Origin of the sequence: Rhodanobacter ginsengisoli (assembly GCF_042657065.1) — a bacterium.
Lineage (GTDB): Bacteria > Pseudomonadota > Gammaproteobacteria > Xanthomonadales > Rhodanobacteraceae > Rhodanobacter > Rhodanobacter ginsengisoli.
Genome location: NZ_JBHSNF010000002.1, coordinates 621,391 through 636,553, shown reverse-complemented (window position 1 = coordinate 636,553; position 15,163 = coordinate 621,391). Strand labels below are relative to the sequence as shown.

At 66.6% G+C, this 15,163-nt stretch carries 13 protein-coding genes; 7 read left to right on the top strand and 6 right to left on the bottom strand.

From position 1 onward, the window contains the following. Positions 1-3 precede the first annotated feature (3 nt). The 5 genes from argC to ACFPPA_RS12010 all read left to right on the top strand — a co-directional run bounded on the left by argC (position 4) and on the right by ACFPPA_RS12010 (position 6,101). Complete coding sequence (gene argC / locus ACFPPA_RS12030) at positions 4-981, top strand: N-acetyl-gamma-glutamyl-phosphate reductase (RefSeq protein WP_377320154.1); 978 nt, start codon at positions 4-6, stop codon at positions 979-981. 98 nt (positions 982-1,079) lie between these two features. After that, the gene (locus ACFPPA_RS12025) at positions 1,080-2,375 is read left to right on the top strand and encodes an argininosuccinate lyase (RefSeq protein WP_377320152.1); all 1,296 of its coding nucleotides are present in this window, start codon (positions 1,080-1,082) and stop codon (positions 2,373-2,375) included. A gap of 12 nt (positions 2,376-2,387) precedes the next feature. Then, entirely contained in the window at positions 2,388-3,548 is a 1,161-nt protein-coding gene (proB, locus tag ACFPPA_RS12020) for a glutamate 5-kinase (RefSeq protein ID WP_377320150.1), read from the top strand. 124 nt (positions 3,549-3,672) lie between these two features. After that, positions 3,673-4,839 (top strand): glutamate 5-kinase, encoded by a 1,167-nt coding sequence (gene proB / locus ACFPPA_RS12015; protein WP_377320148.1) that lies wholly within the window; start codon positions 3,673-3,675, stop codon positions 4,837-4,839. Continuing rightward, positions 4,836-6,101 carry a glutamate-5-semialdehyde dehydrogenase gene (locus ACFPPA_RS12010; RefSeq protein WP_377320146.1) on the top strand — a complete coding sequence of 422 codons (1,266 nt, stop codon included), beginning with the start codon at positions 4,836-4,838 and terminating at the stop codon, positions 6,099-6,101. Before proB (ACFPPA_RS12015) ends, ACFPPA_RS12010 begins: the two co-directional genes overlap by 4 nt. A gap of 609 nt (positions 6,102-6,710) precedes the next feature. Here ACFPPA_RS12010 and ACFPPA_RS12005 read toward each other — a convergent pair. Further along, positions 6,711-7,403, bottom strand: a complete 693-nt coding sequence (locus tag ACFPPA_RS12005) for a DUF4386 domain-containing protein (protein ID WP_377320144.1) — start codon at positions 7,401-7,403, stop codon at positions 6,711-6,713. Between the two features lie 558 nt (positions 7,404-7,961). Between ACFPPA_RS12005 and ACFPPA_RS12000 the strand changes: the two genes are divergently transcribed. Both ACFPPA_RS12000 and ACFPPA_RS11995 read left to right on the top strand, forming a co-directional pair. Then, entirely contained in the window at positions 7,962-8,393 is a 432-nt protein-coding gene (locus tag ACFPPA_RS12000; protein ID WP_377320142.1) for an H-NS histone family protein, read from the top strand. Positions 8,394-8,564: 171 nt separating this feature from the next. Beyond that, a complete protein-coding gene (locus ACFPPA_RS11995) occupies positions 8,565-9,365 on the top strand; it encodes a CHAD domain-containing protein (protein WP_377320140.1) in 801 nt (266 codons plus the stop codon). A gap of 49 nt (positions 9,366-9,414) precedes the next feature. Here the strand turns inward: ACFPPA_RS11995 and kynU are convergent, their stop codons facing one another. The 5 genes from kynU to efpL form a co-directional block, all read right to left on the bottom strand. Further along, a complete protein-coding gene (kynU, locus tag ACFPPA_RS11990; protein WP_377320138.1) occupies positions 9,415-10,692 on the bottom strand; it encodes a kynureninase in 1,278 nt (425 codons plus the stop codon). A 19-nt stretch (positions 10,693-10,711) separates the two neighbouring features. Next, positions 10,712-11,236, bottom strand: a complete 525-nt coding sequence (locus ACFPPA_RS11985; protein ID WP_377320136.1) for a hypothetical protein — start codon at positions 11,234-11,236, stop codon at positions 10,712-10,714. After that, positions 11,233-12,267, bottom strand: a complete 1,035-nt coding sequence (locus ACFPPA_RS11980; protein WP_377320134.1) for an amidohydrolase family protein — start codon at positions 12,265-12,267, stop codon at positions 11,233-11,235. The genes ACFPPA_RS11985 and ACFPPA_RS11980 overlap by 4 nt, the downstream gene beginning before the upstream one ends. Before the next feature lie 66 nt (positions 12,268-12,333). After that, on the bottom strand, positions 12,334-14,436 hold the full coding sequence (locus ACFPPA_RS11975) for an FUSC family protein (protein WP_377320132.1): 2,103 nt from the start codon (positions 14,434-14,436) through the stop codon (positions 12,334-12,336). A 105-nt stretch (positions 14,437-14,541) separates the two neighbouring features. Next, on the bottom strand, positions 14,542-15,105 hold the full coding sequence (gene efpL, locus ACFPPA_RS11970) for an elongation factor P-like protein EfpL (RefSeq protein WP_377320130.1): 564 nt from the start codon (positions 15,103-15,105) through the stop codon (positions 14,542-14,544). Positions 15,106-15,163: the final 58 nt, after the last annotated feature.

The following is a 15,163-nucleotide window of genomic DNA, read 5'->3' as shown; positions in this document are numbered from 1 at the left end:
CTCATGAACGTGAACAGGAAACGCGTGGGGATCGTCGGCGCGCGCGGTCATGCCGGCGCCGAGCTGATCAAGCTGGTGGCGGCACACCCGGCACTGGAGCTGGCGTTCGTCTCCTCGCGCGAACTGGATGGACAGCGCGTGGATGCGCAGGTCGCCGAGTACGTTGGCGAGCTGCGCTACAGCGCGCCGGCGCACGAGGCGCTGCCGCAGCTGGGTGCCGACGTGGTGGTGCTGGCCCTGCCCAACGGCAAGGCGGCGCCCTGCGTGGAGGCTTTCGATCGGGCCGGCGTCGATCCGCTGATCGTCGACCTGTCGGCCGACTACCGCTTCGACGAGCGCTGGTACTACGGACTGCCCGAGCTGACCCGCGGGCGCTGGCGCGGCCAGCGACGCATCAGCAACCCCGGCTGCTATGCCACCGCGATGCAGCTGTCGATCGCCCCGCTGAAGGATGTGCTGGCCGCGCCGCCGGTGTGCTTCGGCGTATCCGGTTATTCCGGTGCCGGCACCACGCCGTCGGACAAGAACGATCCGGACAAGCTGCGCGACAACCTGATGCCGTATGCGCTGACCGGCCACCTGCACGAGAAGGAGGCCAGCCGCCATCTCGGCGTGCCGGTGGAATTCATGCCGCATGTGGCGCCGCACTTCCGCGGCCTCACGGTGACCACCAACCTGTACCTGGCGCACAAGATGACGCGTGAGGAAGTGATGGCGCGCTTCCGCGGCGCCTATGGCGACGAGCCGCTGGTCAGGGTGGTCGACGACGCACCCTGGGTCAGCCGCATCGCGCACCGGCACCACGTCGAGATCGGCGGCTTCCCGGTTTCCGTCGACGGCAAGCGGGTCGTGATCGTGGCGACCCTGGACAACCTGCTCAAGGGCGCCGCCACCCAGGTGATGCAGAACATCAACCGGGCGATCGGCGTCGACGAAACCACCGCCATTCCGCTGGAGCGAGGAGTGAGCGACAAGGGGTGAGAAATGAGAGGACGGCCGGCAAGCGCCGCGTTCTCTCGACTCCCACTCCTCTCCACTCACTTCTCCAAGCCGTACCACGATTGCGAAGGACCCTCCCCATGACCCAGCCGCTGTGGCAGAAATCCGACATCAAGATCGACGCGAAGATCATGCAGTTCCTCGCCGGCGACGACGTGCTGCTTGACCGCGAATTCTTCCTGCACGACATCGCCGCCAGCCAGGCGCACGTCGAGGGACTGGCGAACATCGGCGTGGTCGGTGCCGACGAGGCGATCGCGCTGAAGCGGGAGCTGGACGCGCTGGCCGAGGATTTCCGCAGCGGCGCGTTCGTGCTCGACGATCGCTACGAGGACGGCCATTCCGCCATCGAGGCCCGGCTCACCGAGCGACTCGGCGATGCCGGTCGCCGGGTGCACACCGGGCGCAGCCGCAACGACCAGATCCTGGTCGCCACGCGGCTGTGGCTGAAGGAGCAGCTAGCCACGCTGCAGACGCATTGCCGTGCGATCGCCGAAGTCTGCCTGGCGCGCGCGGCGCAACCGGCGCTGCCGTTGCCCGGCTACACCCACCTGCAGCGCGCGGTGGTGTCGTCCACCGGGATGTGGTTTGCCGGTTTCGCCGAGGGCTTCATCGACAACGCGCTGCGTGCGCGGCAGACGTGCGCATGGATCGATGCCAACCCGCTCGGCACCGCGGCCGGCTACGGCGTCAACCTCAAGCTCGATCGCGAACACACCACCCGCACGCTGGGCTTCGCCCGGATGCAGATCTCGCCGATCTATGCGCAGCTGTCGCGCGGCAAGTTCGAGATGGCGGTGCTCGAGGCGATCGCCAGTGCCTTGCTCGATCTGCGCCGGCTGGCGTGGGATTTGTCGCTGTTCACCACCGCCGAATTCAACTTCGTGCAGCTGCCGTCCGAGTACACCACCGGCAGCTCGATCATGCCGAACAAGCGCAATCCCGACGTGATCGAGCTGTTGCGCGCCAGCTACGCCAGCGTGGCGGCCGCGCGCACCGAGATCGAGCAGCTGCTGTCGCTGCCCTCGGGCTACCAGCGCGACCTGCAGTTCTCCAAGGGTTCGCTGTTCCACGGCTGCCGCCATGGCCTCGGCGCGCTGGCGCTGGTGCCCGACCTGCTGGCGCGGATGCAGTGGAACGCGCCGGCGATGCGCGCGGCGATCGAGCCGGCCATGTACGCCACCGACGTGGCGATCGAGCAGGCCGCCGCCGGCGTGCCGTTCCGCGATGCCTATCGTGCCGCGGCCGAAACGGCAGGCTCGGCGGGCGAAGGGCGCACGCCGGAAGACAGCCTCGCCGCGCGCACGTCGCCCGGTGCCGGCAATGACCTGCGGCTGGACGAATTGCGCAGCCGCCTCGAGCAACTGGACGTCTGACCGGAGCGACACATGGGCGCCAATGACCACATCGCCGCGCAGCCGCTGCCAGCATGGCGACGCGCCGTGCTCAAGGTCGGCAGCAACCTGCTGGCGGCCGATGGCGGTGGCCTGACCCCACGTTTTGCCGAGGCGCTGGCCGCCTTCGTCGCGGCCAGCCACGCCGACGGGCGGCAGGTGGTGCTGGTGTCCTCCGGTGCGGTCGCCGCGGGCCGGGCGCTGTTGCATGCACGTGCGACGGTGGGTCGCGATCTCGCGGCGCGGCAGGCACTGGCGGCGCTGGGCCAGGCGCCGATGATCGCGTTGTGGCAGTCGCTGTCGTCGCGGCCGGTGGCGCAGGTGCTGCTGACCCATGACGACCTGCGCAACCGCCGCCGTTACCTCAATGCGCGCGCCACCCTGCACGGGTTGCTGGCGCTGGACGTGCTGCCGGTGGTCAACGAAAACGATACCGTGGCAGTGGACGAGCTGAAGCTGGGCGACAACGACAACCTGGCGGCGATCGTTGCCGCGCTGATCGACGCCGACCTGTTGCTGATCGCTTCCGACGTGGCTGCGCTTTACGCCGCCGATCCGCGCCGCGATCCGGCAGCGGCACCGATCGCCCGGGTCGAGGCGATCTCGCCGGCGGTGATGGCGATGGCCGGCGGCAGCGGCAGCACGGTCGGCACCGGCGGCATGCGCACCAAGCTGGAAGCGGCGGAAAAGGCCGGTGCGGCGGGCATTCCCACTGTGCTGTTCGATGGCCGTGACGCGGCCACGGTGCAGGCGCTGGGGCGGGGGAGCCTGCACGGCACCCTGGTCTGCGCGCCCGGCACGCGCATGCAGGCGCGCAAATACTGGTTGCGCCACGCACCGCCCGCGGGCGGAAGGATCCGCATCGATCACGGTGCGGCACGTGCGCTCGGGGGAGGACGCGCCTCGCTGCTTCCGGGCGGCATCCTCGGTGCCGAGGGCGAGTTCCAGCGTGGCGACCTGGTGGAGATCGTGGATGATGCCGACCGCGCCGTGGCGCGCGGCCTCAGCCAGTATGCCGTGGCCGAAGTGCGTCGACTGGTCGGGCGCCACAGTCGCGAGATCGAAACGGTGCTCGGCTACAGTCACGGTGCCGAAGTCGTGCATCGCGATGACCTGGCGACGGTGCTCGGGCCTCCCGCTCCAGCCTCCCCGTGAGCGGGATGAAGCGGTTTTCCATGGTTCGTTTGTTCGCATCGTGTTCCGCGCTGGCTTGTATTTCGATAGCGGCGCCCCCATCTTTCGAAGGATAAGCCACCCGCGTTGACCACGTCAGAGGACGATGACCCAGCTCAGAAAGTTTCGCCAGCAAACCGTGCCGCCATGGCGGCGTGCCGTCCTGAAAGTCGGAAGCAGCCTGCTTGCCGCCGACAGCGGCGGACTCAGTACCCGTTTCGCGCTGGGCCTCGCGCAGTTCATCTCGTCCTGTCATGCCTCCGGCCGCGAGATCGTGCTGGTCTCCTCCGGCGCGGTCGCCGCCGGACGGATGCTGTTGCAGGACCACTCCCCGGAAGACACCAGCAATGCCGCGCGCCAGGCGATGGCCGCGCTGGGGCAGACACAGACGGTGGCCTTGTGGCAGCGCCTGTTCGACCGCCCGCTGGCGCAGGTGCTGCTGACCCATGACGACCTGCGCGACCGTCGGCGTTATCTCAATGCACGCGCCACCCTGACCGAGTTGCTGCGTTACAACGTGTTGCCGGTGGTGAACGAGAACGACACCGTGGCGGTGGACGAGCTGACCCTGGGTGACAACGACAACCTGGCCGCGATCGTGGCCGCGCTGATCGACGCCGACATGCTGCTGATCGCCACCGACATCGACGGCCTGTACACCGCCGATCCGCGCAGCAATCCCGATGCCGAACCGATCGACGAAGTGCACGAACTCACCGCCGAGATCATGACCATGGCCGGCGCCGCCGGCAGCAGCGTGGGCACCGGCGGCATGCGCACCAAGCTGGAGGCGGCGGAGAAAGCCGCGGCGGCGGGTATCCAGACGATCCTGTTCAACGGTCGCGATGGCGAGGTGGTCAGCCTGCTGGCGCGCGACCTGTTGCACGGCACCTTGCTGCGCACCACCGCCACCCGCATGCAGGCGCGCAAGTACTGGCTGCTGCACGTGCCGGCCGTGCCCGGATGCATCCACGTGGATGCCGGCGCGGTGCGGGCGATCAGCGACGAGGGTGCCTCGCTGCTGCCCAAGGGCATCATCGACGCGGTGGGCGATTTCCAGCGTGGCGACATGGTCGAGATCGTGGGCGACAGTTGCTCGGGCGAACCCTACGTGGTCGCCCGCGGCATCACCCAGTACGGCGCGGCCGAGATGAACCAGATCGCGGGCAGCCATACCCGCGACATCAAGGAGCGGCTCGGCTACAGCTACGGCGAAAACGTCGTGCACCGCGATGACCTCGTCATCACCACCGACTTTGGAGTGAACCCATGAACGCATCCGTGCGCGATTCCGCGCTGCTGTGCCAGCAGGCGGCCATCCAGATCGCCGAGCTGTCCACCGACAGCAAGAACGCCTTGCTGCGCTCGATGGCCGATGCGCTGCAGGCGCAGTCGGCGACGATACTGGCGGCCAATGCCGAAGACATGAGCGCGGCGCGCGTAAAGGGCATCAGCGAGGCCATGCTCGATCGCCTGGCGCTGGACGACAGCCGGGTCGGCGGCATCGCCGAGGCCTTGCGCCAGGTCGCGGCACTGCCCGACCCGGTCGGCCAGGTGACCCGCAGCGAGCGCTCGGACAAGGGTTTCAGCATCGAGCGCGTGCGCGTGCCGCTGGGCGTGATCGCGATGATCTACGAGGCTCGCCCCAACGTCACCGCCGATGCTGCCGCACTGTGCATCAAGGCCGGCAACGGCGTGATCCTGCGCGGCGGCTCGGAGGCGGTGCGCTCGAACCAGGCGATCGCCGCCTGCCTGCGCGGCGCGCTGCGCGATGCCGGCCTGTCCGAGCATGCACTGATGCTGCTGGACGACCTCAGCCGCGAGGCGATGCTGGAACTGATGCAGCTGTCCGACATCGTCGACCTGATCATTCCGCGCGGCGGCGAAGGCCTGATCCGCTTCGTCACCGAGAACGCCCGCGTGCCGGTGATCAAGCACTACAAGGGAGTGTGCCATCTTTACGTGGACGCCCGCGCCGATCTGGACAAGGCGCTCGATATCCTGGTCGACGGCAAGGTCTCGCGGCCGTCCGCCTGCAACTCGCTGGAAACCGTGCTGGTCCACGCCGACGTGGCCGCCGGATTCCTGCCGCGCGCGGTCCGCGCATTGCGCGAACGCGGCGTGGAACTGGTGGGCGACAGCCGCGCCCGCGAACTGTGTCCGGACATGGCGCCGGCCACCGACGAGGATTTCGCCGCCGAATTCCTCAGCCTCAAGCTGGCGGTGGGCATCGTCGACAGCGAGGATGCCGCGATCGCGCACATCCGCCGTTTTGGCTCCGACCACACCGAAGTCATCGTCACCGAGGACAAGGTCGCGGCCGACCGCTTCATCCACGCGCTGCGTTCGGCCGTGGTGATGGTCAACACTTCCTCGCGTTTCAGCGACGGTGGCGAACTGGGCCTGGGCGCCGAGATCGGCATCTCCACCACGCGCCTGCATTCCTACGGTCCGATGGGCGCCGAAGCGCTGACCATCGAACGCTTCGTGCTGCGCGGGGACGGGCAGGTGAGGCACGCCGAAAGCCGGGTGTGACGTTGTCGGGCTTCCTGACAGCAGGTGCCTGAAGGCGCACTCTGGCCATACGTCCTGACTTCCTGGTTCGTCACTCCCGCGACTCTCGACAGCTGAAGGGCTGGTCAAACTGGGGCCGGCGTCTTGGGCGGTTCCGTGGTTTTCGGTGCATTGCAGAGCCAGACAGCAAGAGCGTTTCGACCCGCTTCGCGGCCCGGGGTAATTCCCTTTTGCTTGTCCACATGCGCGTGGGAGCGTGTGTGGACAGCGAAGCTGGCCCGAAGAGTGGAGGGCAGGATGCCCGGAGTAAAAGAGAAGTACCCGGGAGAAACCGACACCCTCGTCTGGCGCTTGCCGGGTAGAGCACGCACCATCCTGGCCCGCCACCCTGCGCGATGACCAGGGTCGAAGAGCCAAGAGAGTTATCCCGCTTCGAGCGGGATCTTCGAAAGTTGCGACTGTCTCAATTCGGCGGCGGCAATGGCCTGTCGGCTGCCGCAAATACGCACTGAAAAGCGGTCACTCCGCTAGCGCGGCGCACTTCAAGCGGTAGCACGTACAGAGCGCCCAAGGCAGAGACTCAACAGGCACGTCGGTGGAGCTCTGTAACAGGACAATAGGTTGCGACCATCAGTCAACTTCGACAGGTCTTGGTTTGCTCGTGCCCATTACCGTGAGCCACAAGCAAATCCCAATTTCCCCCAGCGCCGCTGGCAGCGTGACAACACCCGGTACAGAGTAGTGAGGGATGAGCATCCGGACGAAGAAGTCGATCAGGTAGCTGAAGCAACCCAACATCAATAACACGCCGAGGAATTTGGGAAGAAAGCCTGACTTGAATACGAGATAGCCGAAGGGAAGTAGCCACAGTCCCCAGAAAAGTTCAGACACGAAGACCAGATTTTCGTAAGCGCCCATCAGCAGCATGACGCGCGCGCGCAATTCGTCGGGTGTGAACAGCTTTTGGTAATGGGCTCCCTCCAGCAGCGACAGGACATCAAGCTGGTTCGCGAGAGCAACAAAGTAGATGGGTACCTGGACCACGGCAAGCGCCACCATTAGCACAGCAGCATCCTTGTTCACCGGGCCGAGCAATTTGTAGAGCGCCAAGGGCAGAATCAAGAAGGCGACGTAACCTAGAGCACCTATGGCGATGCCAAAGCGAAATAGCGACTCAAATGTCGCGATGTTGGCGACCGCCAGCGTTGCGTCGCCGTGTGCGCCGATACGTGACGGAACGTACATGAGGCTGAATATGCCGGTCACTACGGTGAACAAGTACAACAATCCAGCCACTCTCGCCGTCTTGCTGCTCGTATTCATGTTCCAGGGCTCCCCAAGTGCTGAAGAACAGAAAATATGATCGTGTTGGCTATGCCGGGATTGAGTGACGGGCCCAGCGCTTGGCCTGGTTGCCAAGCTCGACGTAACCGCCAAGCGGATATCGAATGTTCCATTTTCCTATCTGACGTTACGCGTGCCAGAAGTATCAACATGCCATTGGTCATCGCCGCACGACAAAAACGGGGTCACCAAAAACGGGGTCAGGTTCAGTTACTCACCAAAAACGGGGTCAGGTTCAGTTACTGAAATATCCGCTTCGGGTCGACCTCTGACCCTCGTCAGCTTGCCCGGCTGTCATTGAGCCCGCAAGGACAACATGCATTCAGTCGCCGCCGTTGGGAGTCATGAAAGCGATCTGCAGGCGAGCCGCAGGTTGTGACTTCTTCCAGGTCAATTCCGGGCCATTCACCTGCTCGTCGCCACTCATGCGGTGAAGTAAGCGGGAGGTGTGTAAGCGGACGCCCTTCTATTTTGTAGGCGAATGCTTACTCACTCGGATAAACTGTCATTTCCCACTCACTGCCAAAGAGCGCAATCATGTCCATTAGTCTTGAAACGCTGTCCCCCGCCGAACTGAAGGCTCTCATCGCAAATGCTCAATCGCAGATGCAGGCCGCGCATGCCAATCACGTCCAGGCGGTGCGGGAAAAAATCGAGCGCTTGCTGAAAAGCAGTGGTCTGACCCTGGCCGACGTGTATCCGACCCGTGGTGGCAAGGGTGCCAAGGGGCCGAAGTCGGTAGTTGCCCCCAAGTATCGCAACCCCGAGAATGCGACCCAGACGTGGTCGGGTCGTGGCAAGCGCCCGCTGTGGTTCGTGCAGGCCCTGAAGAAGCGCGGTGTCACCGCCGAGAGCCTGCTGATCGAAGGCGCAGTCAAGGCGGCTGCTCCGGCGAAGGCCGTCAAGAAGGCCGTGAAGAAGGGTACCGCCAGGAAGGTGGCAAAGACCGCCGCCAAGAAAGCGGGCTGAGACCTGGGCGCACCACGTTCCGCGGCGCAGATGAAGGTCTGCGCCCGGAATGCGGGCCTCTTTCCCGGGGGCGGACAGCGTCTGAATCGAGATTCCGATAGCTGCTGGCCCTTGTCGGGCGACGCCATTTACTGGCTACAATTCCGTTCCTGCGCTGGATGACCGGCAGCCATGACCGCGAAAGGTTCCGTGGGGGCGACATTTGCAGCCCTGGCCGTGGAGCAGGCCGACAAGGCCGCGCGCGCGCTGGCGAGGCGACGGGACCGGCACCTCGCGGTGCACGCCGCGCGCAAGGCGATGCGAAGGTTGCGCAGTATTCTGTGTCTTTGCCGGGATGCGCTCGGACCGGATGTCGCGGGCATCGATCGCAAGTGCAAGCGCCTCGCCGCGGGTCTGTCGGATCTGCGTGACGCCCATGTCGTGGCGAGCACTGCCCGCGGGTTGGCGAAGAAACACGACGACGATCTCTGGCGCGAGGTGGCGACGCAACTGGAAGCTCGGCGCAGGAGACTGCTCGAGGACGTATTGTCCCGGGATCCGGACTTCGGCAAACGGCGCGCGCGACTCGGTGTGCTGGCGCAGGCGATCGCCGCGCTCCCCTGGGACAACCTCACCATGGACGATCTGCGCGAGGGGATCAGGCGCAGCAGGCATCGTGTCGCCAGGGCGCAACGTGCCAGCGAGCAGGTGTCGAGCCTCGCCCATCGTCATCGTTGGAGACGCCGTCTCCGTCGCCTGCGCATGCAGTTGCAGGCGATCCAGGCCGCGGGAGTGCCGGCACCGGTATTGAAGAAAATCCACGCCGGCAAGGGGCATGCTTCGATCCGGGCGTTGAGCAAGCTGTCGGACGAGCTGGGGCGACGTCAGGATCTGCGGATGCTCGGATCGAGCCTGAAAGTGCTGGACAAGTCCTTGCCGCTGGCGCTGTTGCGCAGCCGCATCCGAACCGAGATGCGTCGCGCATCGCATTGACGAGTGCACGCAGAGTCGCTACGCCATGCCACGTTGAATCGCCGTGGCGTCAGCCGGCCTGGCGCCATGCCCGCACCGCTTCGGCAAAGGCCAGGCAATCGGCGAAGCGGTTGTACAGCGGCGCGGGCGAGATGCGGATCACGTCCGGTTCGCGCCAGTCGCCGATGACGCCGTGTTCCATCAGGTACTCGAACAGGGAACGGCCGCGCGCGCGGCCACCGCTCACGCGGATGGACAGCTGCGCTCCGCGGCGGGCCGGGTCGGCCGGCGTGACCACTTCCAGCACGTCCGGCAGCTGGTGGTTCACCAGCCACTCCAGGTAGCCGGTGAGCTGCAGCGACTTCGCGCGCAGGCGATCGATGCCGGCGCGGCGGAAGATTTCCAGCGACACGCGCAACGGGGCCAGCGCCAGGATCGGCGGGTTGGACAGCTGCCAGCCATCGGCGCCCGCGGTGGGCACGAACTGCGGCCCCATCTGGAAACGGGTGACCTTGTCGTGGCCCCACCAGCCGGCGAAACGCGGCAGCGTGGCGGTGGCGTGGCGTTGATGCACGAACGCGCCACCGACCGCACCGGGGCCGCTGTTGAGGTACTTGTAGCTGCACCAGATCGCGAAGTCGGCGCCGCTGTCGTGCAGCTGCAGCGGCAGGTTGCCCACGGCATGGGCGAGGTCGAAGCCGACCACGCAGCCGTGCTGGTGAGCCAGTGTGGTGATCGCCTTGAGGTCGAAGGTCTGGCCGTTGCGGTATTGCACCCCGGGCAGCATGACCAGTGCGATGCGCGAGCCGTGTTCGGCCAGGGCGCGCTCGATCGCCTGCAGCGAGATCGTGCCGTTCGGTTCGTCGGCCTCCAGCTCGATCAGCGCGGTGGCCGGGTCGAAGCCGTGGAAACGGACCTGCGACTCCACCGCGTAGCGGTCGGTGGGAAACGCGCCGGCCTCGATCAGGATCGCCGGACGCTCGGCGGTGGGGCGGTAGAAGCTCACCATCATCAGGTGCAGGTTCACGCCCAGCGTGTTCATCGCCACCACTTCGCCGGGCTGCGCGCCGACGATGGCGGCGAGGTCGTCGCGCACGTACTCGTGGTAATCCATCCACGGCAGGCGGCCCTTGAAGTGGCCTTCCACCGCCAGTTCGCCCCAGTAGTCCAGTTCCGCGTTGACTGCGTCCCTCACGGCGCGCGGCTGCAGGCCGAGCGAATTGCCGCAGAAGTAGACGCTGTCGCGCCCCTCGTGCGGCGGGATCAGGAACTCGTCGCGGAACGCGCGCAGCGGGTCGGCGGCGTCCTGGGCGCGGGCCCAGTCGGCGGTGGCCTGGTAGTTGGGCATGGTGATTTCCTGCGGGGAATTATTTCAGGCTGGCGGCGATCGCTTCGCAGCCCTTGTCGAACTCGGCCGTCCATGCGGCGCCGGCCAGGCTCCGGCTGGGACGCACGCAGCGCAGCTGGATCGCGTGACCGTTCTTGAACCAGTAGTGTTCGGTGTAGCTGAATTCGGCGCCGTTTTCCTGTGCGGAATAGACATTGCTGTTCGGGCCGGGCGGCAGCTCCGACGCCTTGTAGCCGGGCAGGGTCAGCGCCTTGGCAGTGGCTTCGGCCATGTACTGGTGGAAGCTGCTGATGTCGGGCACCTGCTTCACCGTCACGGTGACGCGGGCCAGGCTGCTCTTGCCGGTGGGCGAGGGATCGGGCACCTGGAACACACGCGCTTCCGGGTCGCCCTGGGTTTCCATGATGCCGAGCCAGTTGTTCGGCGTGCTGAAGTTGACGCTGCCGTCGGCCATGCTGACTTCGGTGGCGTGGACGTGGCCGGCCAGCAGCAGGGCGGTGGCCAGGGCGAGGGCGATCATGGTCGTGCTGCGCAGGAAACTCATGCTGATTCCTTGGAGATGGGGTCGGGGACGAAGCGATGCCTGGGCAGGCCCAGCCATTCCAGCGCGGTGCCGTGAAACAGCCGCGCCCGCGCGCTGTCACTGAGGCCGAGTGCCTCGATACCGCTGCCGGGTTCTTGCTCGCCCAGCGGGAAAGGATAGTCGGTGCCGAGCATCACCTGCTCGACGCCCGTCACATCCAGCAGATAGCGCAGCGCCTGATCGTCGTGCACGCAGGAATCGAAATAGAACCGCTTGAGGTATTCGCGCGGGTTGCGCGGGTTGTCGGTGGCGACCAGATCCGGGCGCATCTTGAAGCCGTGCTCGATGCGGCCGATCGTCGAGGGAAAGCTGCCGCCGCCATGGGCCAGCATCACGCGCAGTTTCGGCAGCCGTTCCAGCACGCCGCCGAAGGCCAGGCAGCAGGCGGCGCGCGCCTGCTCGGCCGGCATGCCGACCAGCCACGGCATCCAGTACTTCGGCATGCTCGCCGCACCCATCATGTCCCACGGATGCACCAGCACCGCCGCGCCCAGGTCGGCGGCCGCCTCGAAGAACGGGAACAGCTCCGGCGCATCCAGGTTCCAGTCGCCGCAATGCGAGCCGACCTGGACGCCCTGCAGGCCCAGCTCGTCGATGCAGCGTTCCAGTTCGCGGATCGCCAGCTCCGGTGCCTGCAGCGGCACCGTGCCGATGCCGGCGTAATGACGCGGATAGTCGCGGCACAACTCGGCCATGTGGTTGTTCAGGTGGCGATGCAGCTCCAGTGCCTGATGGCCCGGCGCCCAGTACGAGAACAGCACCGGCACGGTCGAGATCACCTGCACATTGACGCCGAAGCGCGCGTAGTCGTCGATCCGCTTCTGCGGGTCGAACGCGGAATCCCAGACCTCGCGAAAGAACCGGCCATCCTTGTAGATGCGGTGCCGGTCGTCGGTATGGGTCATCACCGGAAAGCGATCGTCGCCGTACTTGGCCGCCAGGTTCGGCCAGTCGCGGGGGAGGATATGTGCGTGGGAATCGATCTTCAGCATCCCCGCAGTGTAAAACCTCTGCGCCACGGCGTCGCGCCCGGGCGCCATGCGCGTCGCCGGGGCATTTCAGGCGGGTGACGGTTGCGGACCGGGCGGGGCAGCGTAAGGTCCCTTGCGCTGGATCACGTGCGCCAGCGTGTCCACGTTGTCGACCAGGCGGTCGCTGATGCGTTCCAGCAGCTCGGTCGCCGAACGATCGCCGGACCGGTGCGCCGACGCCACCAGCGCGCGCTGCAGGCCGCGCAGGTCGGGCAGGGGATCGGGTGCACGGCGCTCGCGCAGGGCGGTGGCGAGCTGCTGCACGGTGTCGGCCACGGTATTGATGAAGTGTCTGATCTCGTCCTGCACGGGCAGGGCGGCCAGGTCGTCGAGCAGTGCCTCGAGCGTCATCGCGCTGCGCGCCAGGCGATTGCCGTTGGCAAACAGGGCACGGGCCAGTGCCAGCAGCGCCGCCGGGGTGGCCGGCTCGCTGCGCATGCGCTCGATCGAGGCCTGCGCATTGGTGCGCGCGGTCCGCGCCGCGGTACGGCTGTCGCGCCGGGCATGCACGCGTGCGGGGAGTACCAGGGCATGCAGGTAGCCGGCATAGGCTTCCAGCATCCGCACCAGTGCTTCCCGTGCATGGGTACGTTCCCAGGTCGGCCAGGCCACATAGGCGAGCAGGGCCATGCCACACCCCAGGCCGGTGTTGATCACCCGGTCGACCACGGCGGTACCGGGATTGACCCCTTCGAACGACAACAGGATCACCACGGTGCCGGTCAGCGCGGCCACGGCGAAGCCGTAATGGGCGGTGGCCAGGTAGCGGAAGCCCATGCACAGCACCGTCATCAGGGCCAGGTGCGCCCACGGCTCATTCGGCGTGATGTGCAACAACACCGTGGTGAGCACCAGTCCGAGCACGGTGCCGAGCACGCGCAGCAGGCCGAAATTGAAGGTGGCGGCGAAGTCGGGACGCAGCACGATGGCGGCGGTCATCGGCAGCCAGTAACCGTGCGGCAGTTGCAGGACGCGCGAAAGCCACAGCGCGGTGCTGAGGCACACAGCGGTGCGCACGGCATGCCGGAACGCTACCGAGCGCGGGGTGATGCTGGCCCGCAAGGTGGCCCACGCCGAGCCGCTGCGCAGCGACTGTGGCAGTGCGGTTTCCGCCGTGCTGGCGCGCAGTTCGCCGCGACTGCCGGCCCAGTCGGCGTTGCGCACGGCCGCGGCCAGCTGACCGGTCATGGCGTGGATGTGCGCGGCGAGGCCATCGGTACCGGCACTGCCGTCGAGGACCGCCTGTTCGCTGGCGCGCAATGCCTGCAGCATGCGGCCGGCCTGCTCGGGCGAGTCGCCATGCTCCAGTGCGTCGGCGATCGCCGCCAGCACACCGGCCGCGTCGTCGCGGAACATCGCGTGGATCGCCGGGTCGGCGTGAAGCTCGGCCATCGCAGTGAGTTCAAGCCGGATCCGTTCGGCCAGTTCCAGCAGTACGCCGAACGCTTCCATCGCGCGGCCCTGGGCGCGATGGCGGCCCAGCAAGGTCTGCTGCAGCGTGGTCATGGCTTCGCTCATCGCCGGCGCATCGGTGTCGTCGTGCGTCCGTTGCCGGGCCAGCGCGGCCAGGCCCTTGTACACCACGGCCAGCGCGTGGCGTTCGGGCCAGTAGCGTTGCAGTGGCCACCCGGCCAGCGAGAACGCGGCGAGCAGCAAGCCGCCACAGAAGATCAGTGCGGCACCGTCCAGGGCGCCGCTCAGCGACGTGGGCGTGGAAGCGGTGACCACCAGCAGGATCATGCTGGTCATGCCGACGCGGGCGGTGTCCGTGCCGAAGACCACCAGCAAGCCGCCGAGGAACCCGCATGTGGTCGTGGCGGCCAGCATCGGCAGCAACTGGCCGCCGATGAGGAAGCCCACCAGGGAGGCCAGTGCGGCGGCCAGTGCGGCCAGAAGCAGCTGGCGCAGGCGCTGGCGATACGGTCCGGGCTGGTCGGAGAACATGGTGTTCAGCGCACCGGCTCCCACGCCCAGTCCGATTTGCGGATGACCCGTGAGCAGGCCGATACCCAGCGGCAGGATCACTGCTGCGGTATTGCGCAGGACCACCCGCAACGGCACGTCCGGCCGCTTGATGCCGGTCAGGCTCTCGATCGCATGGGTACGTAGCGAATAGTCGCTGGGGGGCATGGGGGGGGAGAAACGAGTGGAGAGGAGTGGGAAAAGAGAGTAGAGCAAAGTGGTGCGTGGTTCCCGCCACTTGCGCCTCTCCCTCCTCTTCGCTCACTCCTGCCCTCAGGCGCGGCCGGCGAATTCGCCGGTGAGCGTATTCACCCAGACCTTCTCGTCGTTGCTGATGTACTCGGGCACCTGCACTTCGATCCCGGTGTTGAGTCGGGCCGGCTTGTTGCGCTTGGTGGCGCTGGAGCCCTTCATTTCCGGTGCGGTGTCGACCACGGTCAGGACCACGCTGGTCGGTACCTGCAGGCCCACCGGGGCGTCGTCGATCACCTGCACGTAGTAGCCCTCGATGCCTTCCACGATATAGCCGGCGTTGTCGCCGACCAGCTCGGGCGAGAGCAGGTACTGGGTATAGTCCTCGGCGTCCATGAACACGAACGCGTCGCCGTCCATGTACGAGAAGTTCGCGGCGCGGCGTACCAGATCCATTTCCCTGAGTTCATCGTCGGCGCGCAGGCTGAGGTCGAACTTGCGCCCGCCGGGGATCGAATACAGGGTGAAGCGGAACGTGACGTTGCCGCCACGGGCGCTGGGCGAGCTGCGTTCGATGTCACGCACCTGATAGACCGTGCCGTCGTGTTCGACCACGTTGCCTTTCTTGACGTCGGAAGCTTTCATAGGGCCAGGAGTGAGTTGAGAGGAGTGATAGGTGAGAGAAGTGCTGCGGATTCGGAGC

Coding starts and splice junctions, on each gene's coding strand:
- argC (WP_377320154.1), top strand. CDS start 4: ATGAACGTGAACAGGAAACGCGTGGGGATCGTCGGCGCGCGCGGTCAT.
- ACFPPA_RS12025 (WP_377320152.1), top strand. CDS start 1,080: ATGACCCAGCCGCTGTGGCAGAAATCCGACATCAAGATCGACGCGAAG.
- proB (WP_377320150.1), top strand. CDS start 2,388: ATGGGCGCCAATGACCACATCGCCGCGCAGCCGCTGCCAGCATGGCGA.
- proB (WP_377320148.1), top strand. CDS start 3,673: ATGACCCAGCTCAGAAAGTTTCGCCAGCAAACCGTGCCGCCATGGCGG.
- ACFPPA_RS12010 (WP_377320146.1), top strand. CDS start 4,836: ATGAACGCATCCGTGCGCGATTCCGCGCTGCTGTGCCAGCAGGCGGCC.
- ACFPPA_RS12005 (WP_377320144.1), bottom strand. CDS start 7,403: ATGAATACGAGCAGCAAGACGGCGAGAGTGGCTGGATTGTTGTACTTG.
- ACFPPA_RS12000 (WP_377320142.1), top strand. CDS start 7,962: ATGTCCATTAGTCTTGAAACGCTGTCCCCCGCCGAACTGAAGGCTCTC.
- ACFPPA_RS11995 (WP_377320140.1), top strand. CDS start 8,565: ATGACCGCGAAAGGTTCCGTGGGGGCGACATTTGCAGCCCTGGCCGTG.
- kynU (WP_377320138.1), bottom strand. CDS start 10,692: ATGCCCAACTACCAGGCCACCGCCGACTGGGCCCGCGCCCAGGACGCC.
- ACFPPA_RS11985 (WP_377320136.1), bottom strand. CDS start 11,236: ATGAGTTTCCTGCGCAGCACGACCATGATCGCCCTCGCCCTGGCCACC.
- ACFPPA_RS11980 (WP_377320134.1), bottom strand. CDS start 12,267: ATGCTGAAGATCGATTCCCACGCACATATCCTCCCCCGCGACTGGCCG.
- ACFPPA_RS11975 (WP_377320132.1), bottom strand. CDS start 14,436: ATGCCCCCCAGCGACTATTCGCTACGTACCCATGCGATCGAGAGCCTG.
- efpL (WP_377320130.1), bottom strand. CDS start 15,105: ATGAAAGCTTCCGACGTCAAGAAAGGCAACGTGGTCGAACACGACGGC.